We start from the raw sequence: 16,559 nt of genomic DNA on the forward strand, positions 1-16,559 counted from the left end.
CATTGATCAGGTATTTTCATCGTTGCGGGTCATGCCTTTTTTGGTTCTGGCGGTGGGGGCGGCGGTCAAGGGATCTTCCGGCCAAAAGTGCTTTGGGTAACGGCCTCGCATTTCCTTGGCAACCGCCTGATAACTGCCTTGCCAGAATCCCACGATGTCCTGGGTGATTTGCAGGGGGCGCTGTGCAGGCGACAACAGCTCCAGGGTAATCGCAGTACCGTCGGCCAGGGTGGGGTGCTGACTGAGCCCGTAAAACTCGGTCATTCTGGCTCGTATTACCGGTGCTTTGCCAGCCGGGTAATCCACTTTTTTCGAATTGCCTGTGGGTAGGGTCCAGAATTCCGGGGCCTGTAGATCGAGCAATTTCTTTTGCTCGTGATTCAAAAGGCAGTTGAGGGCGGACAGCAACGGGAATGATTTCAGCTCGGCTATGCGGTAGACGCTGGTTAAAAAAGGCCGCAACCAGCTTTCCGCGCTGTCTTTTAAACCTTGCGCGGAAAAATCGTGCCATCCCCCGGTTGCAGCCGGGTTGTGTTGTTGAAGCCAGCGCAGACGCGACAACAGACGGAGCGCGTCATCGCTCCAGGGCAGATCATTCAAATCGTTTTCCAGAATAACGTTAAGCATTATCTGCTGCGCTGCCTCCGGCCACGGCTGACTCAGCGGCGTTTGTTTTAAAGCTAATGCCCCCAAGCGGGTTTGAGTTTCAGCCACTACCGCTTTTTTTTCATAATCCCAGTAGACGACGGGTTCCGTTTCGATCTGATCGTTAAGCGCCTGGGTCAACGTGTTCAGGCTAATGGCGCAGGCTAGACGAATGGTGGGTTCCCGGCTGGGGCCGTCGCAGTCCATCACCACCAGATAGGGGTGCTGGCGTAGCGGGTCCTGGGGCGTCAGCTGCACGCCTTTACCATTGCTCATTAAATAGCGGGAAGAGTTCGGTTGACGTTGTTGTGCGATCCGGTCCGGAAAAGAGTGCGCCAGAGCGGCGGCGAGCTCCGAGGATTTAATGGTGGCGCTGTCCTTGTCCCCTGGTGAGTGACGTAGCCGGTTTAAGAGCTGGCGTTGTAAGGCATGCAGCCGTCGGAATGTACCCTTATTCGATCCCTGGCGGGTTGCATGAGCCGCGCGGGAATCTGCTGCTAATGCATCCAGTCGTAGCAGAATATCCGCTTGCTGTTGATCCCGCTCCAGGCGTAACGGGTCGCCCTCAGATAAAATAGCGGCGCAGTTCACGGTGGCATTTTTTAACTCGCTGTGGCGGTGCTGCCAGACCAGGCAACCAATACGGGGTGGTAATCCCAGCCGGGCTACCTGCGTACCCAGGTTGGTCAGGGTTTTATTCGCACCGGTGCTGTTATTGTTCAGTATCCCCAGTTGCGCTAAAAATTCCTGGGCCCGTTGTAGCTGTTGCGCATCCGGCGGGTCTAACAGCTTGAGATCCTTGGCGTCACTGTTACCCCAGGCCGCCAGTTGCAACGCGACCGGCGCCAGATCGCTCACCGCGATTTCGGCATCGGTATAGGGCTTTTTACTTTGGTGTTCGGTTTCGCTCCACACCCGGTAGCAAACACCGGGTTGGGTTCTTCCTGCCCGTCCACGACGTTGTTCAGCGGAAGCGGCGGAGATGGGCACCGTCATTAAATTGTCCATACCCCGGCGTTCATCGTAATGGGCGGCCCGCACCAGTCCACTGTCAATCACCACGCGGATACCGTCGATGGTGACGCTGGTTTCGGCAACGTTGGTGGCGAGCACGATTTTGCGACGACCTGGGGCATCCGGCTGGATCGCCCGCTGCTGCTGCTGTGCGGACAAGCTGGCATGGAGCGGGCAAATATCGATGTTGTCTGCAGTCAGCCGCGCTTCCAGTTGTTGTTGCACGATCCGTATCTGTTTCATCCCCGGCAAAAACACCAGCAGACTGCCTTCGTCGTGTTGCAACGAGGTCATGATCAGATTGGTAATGTGTTGCTCGATAAACAAATTGCCAGGCAAGGGACGGTAATGGGTTGTTACTTCGTAACTTCGGCCCCGGGATTGAATCAACGGCGCTTCTAACCATTGTGATAAATGGTCGCCATTTAGGGTGGCAGACATCACCAGTAAACGCAGGGGGTGGTTGCGATCTCGAAACGCCGCTTGGGTTTCCAACGCAAACGCCAGACCCAGATCCATATTGACCGAGCGCTCGTGAAATTCATCGAAGATGACCATCGATACCCCGGCGAGTTCGGCATCGTTTTGAATCTGATTCAAAAAAATACCGTCGGTCATGACTTCAATTTTGCAGTTGGCTCCAACCTGGTTATCAAACCGAGTGCGCAAACCCACGCGTTCGCCTATGGGCTCAGACAGATTGAACGCCAATCGGCTGGCCGCACCCAACACTGCCAGTCGGCGGGGTTGGATCAGAATAATCTTGCCATCGATCCAGGGCTGATCCTGAAGCACCAAGGGTATCCGGGTGGTTTTCCCGGCGCCGGGTGGAGCCTGAACCACCAGGGTTTGGTTCATAAGTGCCGATTGCAGCAGCGGGTCAATGACCTGGTCAATGGGTAGTGGGCTGGGTGTTTGCATAACTCAATATTTTGCCATAGTTGTGCCGGGATATCCCTGATACCCGCCCATTTTGTATGATCAGATTCAAACGCTGACTGATCGACGGTAATTCAATGGCCTGCACCGCAGCCGCATTCTGAAATAGTTTGTGGTTTGTGGCATGATGCGGGGTTCATGCTCAGAAGAAATCAGTCAGGTTTGTTGTCGTTGTGTTAGAAATCTCCTCCAATCTTAGTCTCGAAGATGACGAAATTGAATTGCTGGCCATCCGCTCACAAGGTGCAGGGGGGCAGAATGTAAATAAGGTATCCTCAGCCATTCATCTGCGCTTCGATATTAATGCCTCTTCGTTGCCGGAAGTGTACCGGCAGCGATTGTTGGATCTGAATGATCGCCGCATCAGTAAGGAGGGTGTTGTGGTGATTAAAGCACAGCAATTCCGCACCCAGGAAAAAAACAGAAACGATGCACTGGAGCGCCTGCGGGATTTGATCAAAAGTATAATGGTGGTGCAGAAAGCCAGGCGGCCGACCAAAGCCACCAAAAGTTCCCAGCGCAAACGGGTTGATAGCAAGGTCAAACATGGCCGCCTGAAACAATTACGCGGCCGAGTGGATGAATAGAACATGAAGGGGATGGTTAAACAAATGAAACGAATTGCTATAGGCATAATCGTTTGTCTGGCGACGCTCCAGGTGCATGCAATGGAATGGACATCGAACCTGGACATTACCGCTTTATTCCAGAAACACAGTGTGAACGGTACCTTTGTGGTTTACGACGTTACTGCCGGCAAACTCACCGGCCATAATGAGCGCCGCGCTGCGCAACGCTTTATTCCGGCTTCCACTTTTAAAATTCCCAATACACTCATCGGACTGACCGTGGGTTCGGTCAATAGCGTCGATGAAGTACTGCCCTATGGCGGCAAACCGCAGCCCTATAAAACATGGGAAAAAGATATGTCGCTACGGGATGCGATTGTCATTTCCAATGTGCCGGTTTATCAGGAGCTTGCACGCAGGACCGGATTGGAACGTATGCAGCAGAACGTGATTAAACTGGGCTACGGTAACCAGGATATCGGTGCTGCCGTAGAAACCTTTTGGTTGAAAGGCCCGCTGAAAATAAGTGCGATAGAACAGGTGCAATTTTTGGCTGCGTTGGCCAAAAACCAATTGCCGGTTGCCGCAGAATTTCAGCAGGCCACCAGTGAAATCCTGCTGATTGAACAGGATGATCATCACAAATTGTACGGTAAGACCGGTTGGCAAAATGCCCCGAATGAAGGCGTTGGCTGGTGGGTGGGTTGGGTGCAAAAAGACGATCGGCATTACGCATTTGCACTGAATATGCAGATGCAACAGGAATCCGATGCGCCCATCAGGATCGAAATCGGTAAAGCCGCCTTAAAAGCTCTCGGGATACTGTAATGGAATCCCTAGCCATTCTGGTGGACGTTCAAAATATCTATTACACTACGCGTCAGGCTTACGGCTGCAATTTTAATTACAACGCATTCTGGGCCCGGGTTACCGCCAATCGCAAAGTGACTCGCGCCATTGCCTATGCGGTTGATCGTGGCGATGAAAAGCAGCGGCAGTTCCAGAATATCCTGCGAGCCATCGGTTTTGAGGTGAAATTAAAACCGTTTATTCAGCGTGCCGACGGTTCAGCAAAAGGCGATTGGGATGTCGGCATTACGATCGATGCATTGGATTGCGCCAAAGAGGCGGATGTGGTGGTGCTGGTATCCGGTGACGGCGATTTTGAAATACTGATCAACAAAATCCAGACTGATCTGGATGCGCAGGTTGAAGTTTATGGCGTCCCCAAGTTAACCGCCCTATCTTTGGTTCATGCTGCGACGACCTTTATTCCAGTGGAGGGCGATTTGTTGTTGGGTCATTCCAGAGCCTGAACCGGGTAACATAATTCCACCACATTGCACTACGTGATCCGCGCCCCTCATGCTATATTTTCGTGAAATGCAATAAGAAGAGAAGTTTACCCGCATGAGTTCCCCCTTGGTTATTTTTCACGCCAGTTGCCTGGATGGTTTTGGTAGTGCCTATGCCGCCTATGTGCATTTCAAATTAAAACATAATGTGGATGCAGAATATTTGCCTGCCAGTCATGGCGACGCACCGCCGGATGTAAGCGGTCGTACGGTTTACATTCTGGACTATGCATATAAGCGACCGGCCATGGAGCAGGTTTGCAGTCAGGCTGAAAAAGTGGTCGTGCTGGATCATCACATCACGGCGAAAGACGCATTGGTGGGTTTGGATGAGCAGTTTCAGAATTTGGAATTGGTTTTGGATATGGAGCGTTCGGGGGCGATGATCAGTTGGCAATATTTCCATCAGGAACCGGCGCCCAACTTAATCGCCTGTATCCAGGATCGGGATCTGTGGCGCTGGAATGTACCCGATAGCATGGATGTGAATACCGGCTTAATGTCGCACCCGTTTTCATTTGAAGGATGGCACCAGGTAGCCAACGATCAGCAGGCATGGCAAAAGCTGGTGCATGAGGGCGCGGCAATAAATCGTTTTCGTGCGCAGATGGTGGAGCAGCATAAGCGTGCAGCGATGATGGGTGAAGTAGCGGGAATCAGCGTGCCGATTGTGAATTGCCCGCGAGCGATTGTCAGCGAACTGGTGGGAGAACTAGCAGAAGGGCAGCCATTTGCAGCGGGTTACAGCGATAAAGGCACCCGCAGAAGCTGGTCGCTGCGTTCGGCCAAAGACGGTGCCGACGTTGCCAAAATTGCCGAGTTGTTTGGCGGCGGCGGGCACAAAAATGCCGCCGGGTTTGTCACGCAGCTGAGTGAGAATAATCTGCTGGTGAACCCCGATTAGGGCCGACAGACCCTAACGTTTCGGTTTTCCACCCCGCTTAATCGCTTTACGAGCAGCTTTTCCCGGTCGGTTACCCGCCCTGGGTGGCAAACCGGTATGTTGCGTCAGAATTTTTCCGCGCCCCGCTTTCGCTCTGCCGGCTGATTGTTTCGCAGCGGTTTTTGAAGAAGCATGGTTGGCCGGTTGAGTGGGCGGAATCAGATGCTTTTTACCGTAGCCGATCAAATGCGCTTTACCCATATTTTTTAGCGCTTCGCGCAATATCGGCCAATTATCCGGATCGTGGTAACGCAAAAACGCTTTATGCAGACGACGTTTCAGCTCCCCTTTCGGAATCACCATCTTGTCGGATTTATAATTCACCCGATGAATCGGATCTTTCTCGGTATGGTACATGGTGGTGGCCATGGCCATCGGGGAAGGATAAAAGGTTTGCACCTGGTCAGCGCGAAAGCCATTGGACTTTAACCAGAACGCCAGCCCCAACATGTCCTCATCCGTCGTGCCGGGGTGGGCAGCGATAAAGTACGGGATCAGGTATTGTTCTTTGCCTGCTTCTTTTGAAAACCGATCAAACATTTCTTTGAACTGATCATAAGCCCCCATGCCGGGCTTCATCATTTTGGAAAGGGGACCGCTTTCGGTGTGTTCCGGCGCAATTTTCAGATAGCCGCCCACATGGTGGGTCACCAGCTCCTTAACGTATTCCGGATCCAGAACCGCCAGATCGTAGCGTAAGCCGGAAGCGATCATTACCCGTTTTATGCCTTTCAACTCCCTGGCACGCCGATACAACCGCGTGGTCGGGGATTGGTCGGTGACCAGATTTTTGCAGATGGTGGGGAACACACAAGATAAACGCCGGCAGTTGGCGTGGATCTCTTCGCTGACGCAATTCAGGTGATACATGTTGGCCGTTGGGCCACCCAGATCCGAAATGGTGCCGGTGAAACCCGGTGTCATGTCACGGATTTTTTCAATTTCCCGAACCACAGAATCTTCTGACCGACTCTGTATTACCCGGCCCTCGTGTTCAGTAATGGAACAGAACGAGCAGCCGCCAAAACAACCTCGCATAATGTTCACGGAAAAGCGGATCATGTCATAGGCGGGAATTTTGGCGTCGCCGTATGCGGGGTGGGGTACCCGTTGGTAGGGCAACTCAAAAACGTCGTCCAGTTCCTCGGTGCTCAGGGGCACAGGTGGCGGGTTCAGCCAGACATAGCGGTCGCCGTGTTTTTGTACCAGTGTGCGGGCGTTGGAAGGGTTAGTTTCCAGGTGCAGAACCCGTGACGTGTGCGCATAGAGCACGGGATCCTTACTGACCTTTTCGTAGGACGGTAACAGCACGTATTGTTGCTTACTGCCAGCCGCAGGACGGATATAAACCACCTGGGCGCCCGTTGTCACCGGTGCGTCTTCTTTCGCGCCACCCTGTGTGGCGCAGGGTGCCTCCATGGCAACGTTGTTTTCTTCCCAGTGATAAGGGTTTTTATGAGCATCAACGCGCCCGGGGGTGTCAATCCGGGTGGAATCCTTCACTTCCCAGTCCACCGGCAGTTCCGACAGCATGCAGGCCGTGCCGCGTACATCACGGATTTCTTTCATTTCCTGGCCGGCTGCCACCCGGTGAGCCACTTCCACCACCGCCCGTTCTGCGTTGCCGTACACCAGCAAGTCGGCCTTGGAATCCATCAGCACACTGCGGCGGACTTTATTGGACCAGTAATCGTAGTGCGCGATGCGGCGCAGGCTGGCTTCAATGCCCCCTGCCAGCACCGGAGTGTCTTTATAGGCCTCGCGGCAGCGCTGGGTATAAATCAACACAGCCCGGTCAGGGCGTTTGCCCCCTTCATTGTTGGGGGTATAGGCATCGTCGTGACGGATTTTCAGATCGGCGGTATAGCGGTTGATCATGGAATCCATATTACCGGCGGACACCGCAAAAAACAGATTAGGCTGACCCAGCGTACGGAATGCGTCTGCTGATTGCCAGTCCGGTTGCGCAATGATGCCAACCCGAAACCCCTGTGATTCCAACAACCTACCGACTACCGCCATGCCGAAGCTGGGGTGGTCTACATAGGCATCCCCGCTGATGATGATAATGTCGCAGCTATCCCAGCCGAGCGCATCCATCTCCTGGCGGGACATGGGTAAAAAGGGCGCGGTGCCGTAACATTCCGCCCAGTAACGGGGGTAAGTAAACAGGGATTTAGCAGCTTGCATAGGAAGTAGGTACATCAGAAGGTAAAAAGAGCGGACATTTTAACGGAATTAGACGCTTCTTGCATCCAGGCAAGCGTAATGGGGGGCACTCTTTTAAGTGCTAACGTGGGGAGCTTGGTTCATTGGCAAAATAGACGGCATTCCCCGCCACACCCACTCCGGCAGGAGCGGGCGATGTATCGGGAAGTCTTCGGTTAAACCCGTTGCAGTTGTTTCTCCAGATCCAGTACTTTGCGTCGTGCCAATGCCAGGTTGGTTTTACCTTTGTCCAGCACCATATAAATGAACAAGCCTTCGTTTGAAATGCTGGGGCGGATAATGTGAATTTGTTTATCCAGCGTAATTAAAATGTCTTCAATGCCACCGGAGATGCCCAGGGATTTCATGGTTTTTAACTTCGCGTTAACTACGTCACTATTGCCGGCAGCCGCTAACTCAAGATCAACACCGCCACCTTGGCTGCCCAGCAGCATACCAGAGGTGTAATCAACAATAGCACAGCCGAGTGCTCCGTCGATTTCCATTAGCCCGTTTATGGTATCGGATATATTTGACATGTTTCTTCTCCTTGATTAAAACGTATTAAGAGTTGTGGTTATGTGCTTAAAAAATATTAAGCTTGTTCAGCTTGGATTTGTTGTCTTATATCCTCAGCAAGTCGATTGATTAAGACCCTAACTTTTCCGATATTCATGGATTCGGTTGCGGACATGGCCAACACGAAATCCCTGGCATCGAAACTTAAAGAAACAAACGCGATGTTGCCCTGCTCAGCTTCAATAAACGTGATTTTGAAATGCTTTGATAAAATTTGTTTTGAAACCGCATTGCTCACTGAGTAAAGCGTGCTTGATGCGGCGGCCATAGTGTCAATATCAAAACTAATGGATTCGCGAGATTGGTTCTGCACAGGAAATCCATCTGTAGTAGCAAGACTGACTACTTCAACTTCGTCATACAGTTCCATATATTTCTGGAATACAATTCCGGCGGCGTGCGCCACGTTGCTATTATCCGACATCTTCTTCAAATCGCTCGTAATCTTCAGGTGTGTTATTTTCATTGATGGCATCGAATAGCTGCAAAATCATAAATGATGATTCCACATCTCGAGGATCAACAGGATAGATGGGTGGCGTTAACCCGTAGTCATCCAACACCATCTGTATGAATTCATATAATGTATCCAGCTCGCCTTCATCGGCTTCCTCACAGTGAGTCACGCCGATCATTACGGGGATGTTTTTTTCGTAAGGCGAGAAGTGGTTGATGATATTATCCAGTTGCTCGGAATCGAATCCGTCCCCGTATTTCACTAATATTAGCAGGCCCCAAAGCCCCTGCGAGACCATGTCCCATAAAAGTGAAAAGCGTTTCTGACCCGGTAGTCCGTAAAGACCTAAAGCAACATCCTCGGCCAACGACAGCCTTCCGTAGTCGATGCCGACAGTGGTAAATTCTTTGCCGATATCGACGCTTGATTTTGCCTCTGTAGCAAAAGGGGATATCTCGCTGATCGTATTGATTAGCTGAGTCTTGCCAGCTCCGACTTCTCCGACCACCGCAAGTTTTTTATAGATCTTGCTCATACTGTCTCAATTCGCTTGCTTTTTAGGTGTGGTAATAAATTTCTTCAGCAGATGGCTGAACCGATCTGCTTTTTCTGGAACCGGGTTCTGGGCTTTCACAGGCATAGGCGTGTCGGCGTCGGAGCCCGTTTTTACCAGCAGGGTCCCGGCATCTTGCAACTGGATTAAAAACTCAACAAGCTCAGATTCCGATGGCCATATTTCTTTGCTCAGTATGTGTTGATAGGACACATAGCGATGGCTTAACAGTGAACAGGTTTTCATCCCTTTCGGGTTCAAGCGCATTTGCGTTGGCTTGGGCCAGGATGAAAGCGACAAAGCACATCCGACAAATTGAGTCGGGTTCGCCGGCTTTGATGCGGGAGCACTTTCAACCGCTTGCGTGATGGGGGCCGGCTTTATCGGGTGCGGCTTTATTGGGGCAGGACCCGCACCTTCATTTTTCTGCAGGGAATCGTCTGCCTCTGGAGTCAGATTTCGTTCGGCGATAAAGATGTCTTCGTACAGCTTTCTGTCTTTAGGTGATTCAAATACAAAGTCTTTTTCCAATACCTTTTTGAGTTTGGCAAGAAAGGTCTGCGGGGTTTTCACGCCAGGTTTGACTAGCCGGATAAACCAGGTATTAAAGTAGGGCTTTTCAATATCGCAATTAACAATAATACTGCAGCGTTCGAATCGGCTGTCCCGCCTTATTCTGTACGCCGCGCTGGCAACAGCCGTCGCTTCCCCTTCCAGCACTTGCAATACGATATTTTTATAGACAACGAACACGCCGTTCACATCGTGCTGGCTATTGAATTTTCGCGATTCATCATAGCTGCTCATCAGGGGAGCAGACAGACGACTTTGTGGCGCAAGGGGCAGCATTCCTATACAAACAATTCGCTTCATTTGGTTTGATTACTTCCCTTCGACTTAAAACGTGCTCTGTTTCAATAGCTTGTAAAATCACATATGGCTGATTTGGGTTGTCTGTACGATCGTCTCGGTTAGCGATAGGCGCAATCGCGTGTATCCAACAATGTTCAGGATCACTCATATGAGGTAATGCCTATATAAAATTAGGATAGTCAAGTTGTTTGGATATACAAATATTAAGGCAGCTTGGGTGCTGGCTAATATGCACTAATGTGATGCGTGTTTTAAATTGATCAAGTTGGCACATGTGCACGAGATTTGAGTCGATCTGACTGCCAGGTCCGTGTAAAAAAATGTCGATTCGTGCCCATTAATGATCAAGAAAACGTCAACCACAAAGCCTGCTAATCGCCTGGAAGGGGTTAGGGAATCGACGCGCCTATTATTCCAAAACTATCTAAGCGCCCGGTGCTGCGTTGCTATGATTAATAAGATGTCTGAATGAATTAGCTCACTGGAACACGAAGTACTCGATGGAACGACATATATTAATTGTTGATGATGAAGCCAATATTCTTAGCGCATTGGACAGGCTGCTTGATGAGGGTGGGTTCGTAGTTCATCGTGCGAGCAGTGGCGAAGAAGGGTTGCAGGTCATTGATAGCAATCCGCAGATCGGCGTGATTCTGTCGGATCAGCGAATGCCGGGTATGACGGGGACTGAATTTCTTAAAGCGGTCAAAGAAACCCGTGAATCCGTCGTTCGCATGATCTTGAGTGGCTATTCAGAGCTTAATGCAATCACGCAAGCAATCAATGAAGGCTCAATTTTCAAGTTCGTTAGCAAGCCCTGGGATGACTTTCTTCTGCTGAATACGGTGAAGGAAGCGTTCGAGTATTTTGAGCTGGCAGAACACAACCGCCATTTGACAGAAGAGCTGCAAAGCTCCAATCATCAGCTAGCTGAACTTAATCGGAACCTGGAACGTCTGGTTGACGAAAAGGCAAACAAGCTCAAACTGCATGTTGCATCTTTAAAAACGTATCAGGAAGCCATGGAATATTTCCCTTTTGGGGTTCTTGGTATTGATCCGTCCGGAAACATTGTTCTGGAAAACAAAGCCGCCAGGGACATGATATCGAAAACGAAAACAAGCTTGATCGGCTTTCAATTGGACCAGGCAGTCGAAGGCGATTGGGCAATTCTGATCTCTCAGGCGGAGCGGTTTAATCTCGATTCAGAGCAAAACCCTATTCATTTTTCTCTGAACAATCATAACGTCAGTATATTCAGGCTAGACAGGGAAGCGAAATCGTTTGGTCAGCTTATTGTTTTGGCGGCCGGCTAACAAGGAAGCCTGCGATGGATGAAAAGCACCAGTATCTGATTGATCAGGTTAATCGTATCAGTCCGTTGAATCCGGTGATGTTGGATTTGCTTGCAGCGTTACAGAATAAGGAAAGCCAAGCATCCGATTTAAAACATATTATTGAATCTGATGCGAATACTTCTGCTTCTATCCTTAAAATCGCAAATTCACCGTTCTATGGGTTGTCCGGCCGGATACGATCCATTCAGGACGCCTGCGTATTGCTAGGCTACGATCAGTTGAAAAATATAATTTATGCGTCGGCACTGAACGAGGCGACCCATAAAGGCCCCCATGTCGAGTGGCGCATGAAAATGAGGGAGCATACGTTGTCTACCGCGATCATTTGTAGCCAGCTAGAGAAACATACATCAGCGGTAACGGCGGGCGCAGGGTATGCTTCCGGTTTGCTACATGAGCTTGGAAAGCAAGTAATGATGGCTGAGTTTCCTGATAGCTTCAGTGAGTATATGGCCGCCGAGGAGGAGGGTGAAAAGCAAGCGTTTATCGAGATTTTCATCGAGATCGGCGATGTTCTAGCTCGGCGATGGCACTTGCCAGACGAGCTGCGTGCCTGTATCCAATATCATCGTAGCCCAGACTCCGCACCGAAAGAGTTCAGTAAACTCGTTGAGCTGGTTTATTACGCCCACGCTATTGCGGTAGAGCAAGGTTACCCGTCACCAGGGGAGCTGCGAACCAACGATAGCCAAGAAAATTCATATCCAGAACACATAATCCCCTTAATCCCACCTCTAGCTCAATTCCTGGAAGACGCTCTGCAACAGGATGTGCAATCTAAACGGTGATTTTTTATGAATACGAGTAAAGTGCTCCTTGTAGACGACGAAAAAAACAATCGAAATTCAATTATTCGCCTTTTTGAGGATTCCGACTTTACATTCGTGCAAGCTGAGCATGGGCAGGACGCTTTGGATATTCTGGAAACGAATTCGTTTGATCTGATTCTGCTGGATATTAAAATGCCGGTTATGGATGGGTTTGAGTTTCTGAAACGATTTGCAAATGTGCAACCACGGCCACCTATTTGTATCATGACGGCCTTCAATGATGCTGAGACAAGAAGAAAAGCCATTCACTTGGGTGCCGATGACTTTATTAATAAACCGTTGGATCCGATCGAGCTCGAAACAAGAATCATCTCGTTACTAAGAATCAGCCGCTATCAGCAGGAACTCAATCATTTTAACAAAATGCTGGAAAGCCTAGTGGCTGATAGAACCAAGGAGCTGAGAGAGACATACGAAAAGCTGAAGGTAACCGAAAAGCAGAATTCCCGAGCTTATCGAGACATGATCACACGGATTGCCAAGTTGGCTGGTTATCGGCATGGCTCAGCGGATATTGATCCACGTAAGCTCAGTTTATGCGTAGCGGCATTGGGGTGGATTTGTGACTTGCCCGTTGACGAAAGCGAAAATCTTTCGCTCTCCGCGTTGGTTTTTAACATTGGACTCCTTTCATTGCCGGATAAGTTGTGTGAGACGCCTATCGAAAACCTTAATAAGGATCAGATGACAGTGCTTCTTAGTTACACGATCAAGGGAGCGGAGATATTTGAGGGTGCTACCAGCAATTTACTGAAACAGGCCTATCACATTTGTCTATCCCACCGTGAGAACTTTGATGGAAGCGGGTATCCGTATCGAAAGAAAGGAACCGATATACCGATCGAGGCCCGGTTACATGCCGCAGCCTACCTTATTGTAGAAACGATGGGGCGATTTCCTGAACAACCTCTCAGTCATGTTGAGAACGCACTTCGAGATCATTCTGGGGTACAGCTTGACCCTTTCATCGTGGAAACTTTGCTTTCCAATCCCGATACGTTAAGTGATCTACTCGAGCAGCTGTCATGAACCAAAAAGATGACTCAACCGATCAGCTAGTTGTGTTGGCGCAAATGATGGCTGATTCAGACTCGCCTGGTGCACGAGCCGTACTTAACCGCAACCTGACATTGATTATAATTGTTTTCGTGGGGTTGATTGCGACGCTACTATCCGTTGTGGCTGCAATGCAGTGGGAGCGGCATGTGGACTACACGGTTTCTAAAATAGCGGAGACCATCTATTTTAATCAGATTGATTCTTCTTTGGGGCTAATGCCACGCAATACCAAGGTATTGGCGGGCTTCATAATGTCATCTGAGTATGTATCACCAGACGAGTTTGCAACTTTTTCCGGTCCCTTGGTTTCCCTCGAATCAACAGCGGATTTTGTCTATATGACGGGCTATTCAAACCATTTTGGCCTCGATTATTTGGGAGTGGAAAATAAACATATTAAGGAGGAGATAGCAGAAATTTTAAGCAAAGAAAAAACCCAAGACTATTTGCAGTCGTTAACTGCCAGCGGTAAAGACCAGTATTTTGTGCTGAGTGGTTCTGCGCGGAATGGAGGCTATGTGGTTCATTTTAGGACGCTGTCTCACCCGGACTATCCTGGCGGAATATTTCTTCTTTCGGGCGTAAACGTGCAAAATTTGGTTTTGAATCCAGAATACATACCACAGAATATAGAAATCAAAGTGTCAGATGCTTCCGGTGTTAGTGTGGAGTATAAGGATTTTCTGGATGACGAATACGACAATCTCTATCAGATCCAGCATCCCTTTGAGAATTTAAAAGTTGAACTTGCTGTCGACTTGAGTCTTTTACCTGTCCGGCATATAGAAAACTTTAAATGGGTTCTCATTGCATTCAGTTTTATCTTTACAATACTCATTGGTGTCCAATATGTATACGCCAAACGTTCTATTCGAAAGCTTGCAAAATTTGCAGTCCAAAGGACCAGTGAACTCACGGCAATTAACAGTGAGCTTACGGATGAGATAATTAGCAGGATAGATTTTCAAGCTAAGCTGATGCAAAAGAATATCGAAATTCAGGACGCAAACAAGAAACTTGACGAAGTTCAGGATCAACTGATTCAACAAGAAAAACTCGCATCATTGGGCCAGCTTGCAGCAGGAGTTGCCCACGAGATTAATAATCCGGTGGGCTTTATCAATTCCAACCTAACAATGATGAAAAAGTATTCTGAGCGTTCCTTGCAGCTTATATCAATATTAAATGAAATAGCGGAATCCACGCCAGACGAAGATCAAAGATCCTGGATTGAGAAGAAAAAGAAAGAGTTCAAATACGAGAGCTTACTCAAAAATATGATTGATGTTGTTGTGGAGTCGCAGGAAGGGGTTGAGCGTGTTAAGCAGATCGTGCAGGATCTAAAAGATTTCTCTCGTATTGATGAAGCAGAGTGGCAGCGGGTTGACCTGCATGCAGGTATTGATAGTACGCTGAATATTGCGTGGAATGAGATAAAATACAAAGCCGAAGTACATAAGGAATACAGTGAGCTACCGTTGGTGGAATGTGTGCCTTCCCAGATAAATCAGATTATTCTAAATCTGCTGGTCAATTCTGCCCATGCTATGGAAACCACTGGAAACATTTACCTGCGTACCCGGCAGTACGCGGATTCAGTCGTTATCGAAGTGGAGGATGATGGGTGCGGCATTCCCGACAGCATTGTTAATAAGATATTTGATCCGTTTTTCACTACAAAAGAAGTGGGTAAAGGGACCGGTTTGGGACTGTCACTTTCTTACGGGATTGTGCAAAAGCACAATGGTACTCTTAGCGTAAAATCCGAACCTGGCGTAGGCACAACTTTTACAATTACATTACCCATAAAGCGGGCTATCCAAGAGGGCGAGGCGAGCGGCGATGCCTGAATCCAATTATTTAGTTGAGAAAATCCAAACATTATTGTTGGTTGATGACGAAGAAAAGATATTAGCAAGTCTCACCCGGCTCCTTGAAGAAGAACCTAACGTTGAGGTGTTGTGTTGTGGTTCGGCTACTGAAGCGTTGGATTTGCTCGAACGGCAGAATGTTGATCTTATCATCTCGGACATGCGGATGCCTGTTATGAACGGAGCAACCTTCTTAAGTCAGGCTGCTCAGAGATGGCCTGATACCGGGCGCATATTGCTGACCGGGTTTTCCGATGTCCAGTCGGCAATTCAAGCCATCAATGAAGGTAAGATATCACACTATATCTCCAAACCATGGGACGATGAGGATCTATTGAGGCGAGTGCGTGAAGTGCTGGAAGTCAAGAGCTTAAAGGAATCCAATCGCCAGCTTCTCATCGTGAAGGAAGAGCAGCGTCTTCAGCTACAGGAATTGACCGAACGCCAGGAAGCCATTATCAAGAGTCGTACTGCCGAGCTGGAACAGACTGCGTCGCAGATTGAGATCGCTTATCAGGAGCTACAGGAAAGCTATTTTCAGTCGGTGCCCTTGTTGGCCAATCTTATTGAACTGAACGAGCGTCATAAAAAGAATCACGCCAAACGGGTAGCCGATATGACTCAGGTACTGGCAAAAGAGATGCAGGTGTCAGACCATGAATTAAGGCAATACTACATAGGGGCGTTACTGCATGACATTGGTAAAATAGGAATCGAACAATCGATTCTAGGTAAGAGCCCCCAGGAAATGTCACCAGTGGAATTGAAGCAGTATCAACAGCATCCATTGTTGGGTGAGAGTGCATTGCTCGCGCTCGATCCATTAAGAGAAGCGGTACAGATTGTGCGCTGCCATCACGAGCGTTTTGATGGTAAGGGATTTCCGGGAAAATTAGCGGGTGAGACGATTCCCTTAGGCGCTCGCTTGGTGGCGGTTACTAATGATTACGATAATTTGCAGATGCCTAACAATTTTCTAGGGAAAGCGCTTACTGATGTGCATGCGCGCGACTTTATTTTGCAAGAATCCGGCAGGCGATATGATCCTCAGATAGTGGCAATATTTGAAAATGCGTTCGAACGCATTCAAAAGCTAATATCGATAACGAAGGAAGTTGTGCTGTCGTTGGACAAGGCGCACGCGGGTATGAAATTAAGCCAGGATTTGCTAAATCACCATGGGTTGGTGATGCTGTCCGCGGGCAGTGTGCTGACAGAAAACCACATTAGAAAGTTAACGCAGTTCGAAAAAGCGTTCGATACGAGACTGACTCTGCAGGTCCACTACAAATCTAACCAGACCTGA

15 protein-coding genes are annotated in these 16,559 nt (G+C 49.1%); 9 read left to right on the top strand and 6 right to left on the bottom strand.

All coding sequences use genetic code 11. From position 1 onward, the window contains the following. Nucleotides 1-6: 6 nt before the first annotated feature. Nucleotides 7-2,580: an ATP-dependent helicase HrpB gene (gene hrpB, locus FT643_RS08695; protein ID WP_156870986.1), complete on the bottom strand. Its 2,574-nt coding sequence runs from the start codon at nt 2,578-2,580 to the stop codon at nt 7-9. A gap of 191 nt (nt 2,581-2,771) precedes the next feature. Between hrpB and arfB the strand changes: the two genes are divergently transcribed. The 4 genes from arfB to FT643_RS08715 all read left to right on the top strand — a co-directional run bounded on the left by arfB (nt 2,772) and on the right by FT643_RS08715 (nt 5,426). Beyond that, nucleotides 2,772-3,185 carry an alternative ribosome rescue aminoacyl-tRNA hydrolase ArfB gene (gene arfB, locus FT643_RS08700; RefSeq protein WP_317621977.1) on the top strand — a complete coding sequence of 138 codons (414 nt, stop codon included), beginning with the start codon at nt 2,772-2,774 and terminating at the stop codon, nt 3,183-3,185. Nucleotides 3,186-3,209: 24 nt separating this feature from the next. Next, the gene (gene blaOXA, locus FT643_RS08705; protein WP_198043420.1) at nt 3,210-3,995 is read left to right on the top strand and encodes a class D beta-lactamase; all 786 of its coding nucleotides are present in this window, start codon (nt 3,210-3,212) and stop codon (nt 3,993-3,995) included. Continuing rightward, on the top strand, nt 3,995-4,483 hold the full coding sequence (locus FT643_RS08710) for a LabA-like NYN domain-containing protein (protein WP_156870987.1): 489 nt from the start codon (nt 3,995-3,997) through the stop codon (nt 4,481-4,483). The genes blaOXA and FT643_RS08710 overlap by 1 nt, the downstream gene beginning before the upstream one ends. 94 nt (nt 4,484-4,577) lie before the next feature. Next, nucleotides 4,578-5,426 carry a DHH family phosphoesterase gene (locus tag FT643_RS08715; protein ID WP_156870988.1) on the top strand — a complete coding sequence of 283 codons (849 nt, stop codon included), beginning with the start codon at nt 4,578-4,580 and terminating at the stop codon, nt 5,424-5,426. 12 nt (nt 5,427-5,438) lie between these two features. Here FT643_RS08715 and FT643_RS08720 read toward each other — a convergent pair whose 3' ends face one another. The 5 genes from FT643_RS08720 to FT643_RS08740 all read right to left on the bottom strand — a co-directional run bounded on the left by FT643_RS08720 (nt 5,439) and on the right by FT643_RS08740 (nt 10,135). Beyond that, complete coding sequence (locus FT643_RS08720) at nt 5,439-7,655, bottom strand: YgiQ family radical SAM protein (protein ID WP_156870989.1); 2,217 nt, start codon at nt 7,653-7,655, stop codon at nt 5,439-5,441. Nucleotides 7,656-7,849: 194 nt separating this feature from the next. After that, complete coding sequence (locus FT643_RS08725; RefSeq protein WP_156870990.1) at nt 7,850-8,212, bottom strand: hypothetical protein; 363 nt, start codon at nt 8,210-8,212, stop codon at nt 7,850-7,852. Between the two features lie 56 nt (nt 8,213-8,268). Next, nucleotides 8,269-8,676 carry a roadblock/LC7 domain-containing protein gene (locus tag FT643_RS08730; protein WP_198043421.1) on the bottom strand — a complete coding sequence of 136 codons (408 nt, stop codon included), beginning with the start codon at nt 8,674-8,676 and terminating at the stop codon, nt 8,269-8,271. Continuing rightward, nucleotides 8,666-9,244: a GTP-binding protein gene (locus tag FT643_RS08735; protein ID WP_156870992.1), complete on the bottom strand. Its 579-nt coding sequence runs from the start codon at nt 9,242-9,244 to the stop codon at nt 8,666-8,668. The genes FT643_RS08730 and FT643_RS08735 overlap by 11 nt, the downstream gene beginning before the upstream one ends. Before the next feature lie 6 nt (nt 9,245-9,250). Continuing rightward, entirely contained in the window at nt 9,251-10,135 is an 885-nt protein-coding gene (locus FT643_RS08740; protein WP_156870993.1) for a BLUF domain-containing protein, read from the bottom strand. 500 nt (nt 10,136-10,635) lie between these two features. On the opposite strand from FT643_RS08740, the gene FT643_RS08745 reads away from it, so the two are divergent. The 5 genes from FT643_RS08745 to FT643_RS08765 are packed head-to-tail and all read left to right on the top strand — an operon-like array spanning nt 10,636 to nt 16,559. Continuing rightward, entirely contained in the window at nt 10,636-11,451 is an 816-nt protein-coding gene (locus FT643_RS08745) for a response regulator (protein WP_156870994.1), read from the top strand. A 14-nt stretch (nt 11,452-11,465) separates the two neighbouring features. Next, entirely contained in the window at nt 11,466-12,281 is an 816-nt protein-coding gene (locus FT643_RS08750) for an HDOD domain-containing protein (protein WP_156870995.1), read from the top strand. Nucleotides 12,282-12,287: 6 nt separating this feature from the next. Continuing rightward, nucleotides 12,288-13,352, top strand: a complete 1,065-nt coding sequence (locus FT643_RS08755; RefSeq protein ID WP_156870996.1) for a response regulator — start codon at nt 12,288-12,290, stop codon at nt 13,350-13,352. Continuing rightward, on the top strand, nt 13,349-15,232 hold the full coding sequence (locus FT643_RS08760; RefSeq protein ID WP_156870997.1) for a sensor histidine kinase: 1,884 nt from the start codon (nt 13,349-13,351) through the stop codon (nt 15,230-15,232). The genes FT643_RS08755 and FT643_RS08760 overlap by 4 nt, the downstream gene beginning before the upstream one ends. Beyond that, the gene (locus tag FT643_RS08765; RefSeq protein ID WP_156870998.1) at nt 15,225-16,559 is read left to right on the top strand and encodes an HD domain-containing phosphohydrolase; all 1,335 of its coding nucleotides are present in this window, start codon (nt 15,225-15,227) and stop codon (nt 16,557-16,559) included. The genes FT643_RS08760 and FT643_RS08765 overlap by 8 nt, the downstream gene beginning before the upstream one ends.

This window comes from Ketobacter sp. MCCC 1A13808, assembly GCF_009746715.1.
Taxonomy (GTDB): Bacteria; Pseudomonadota; Gammaproteobacteria; order Pseudomonadales; family Ketobacteraceae; genus Ketobacter.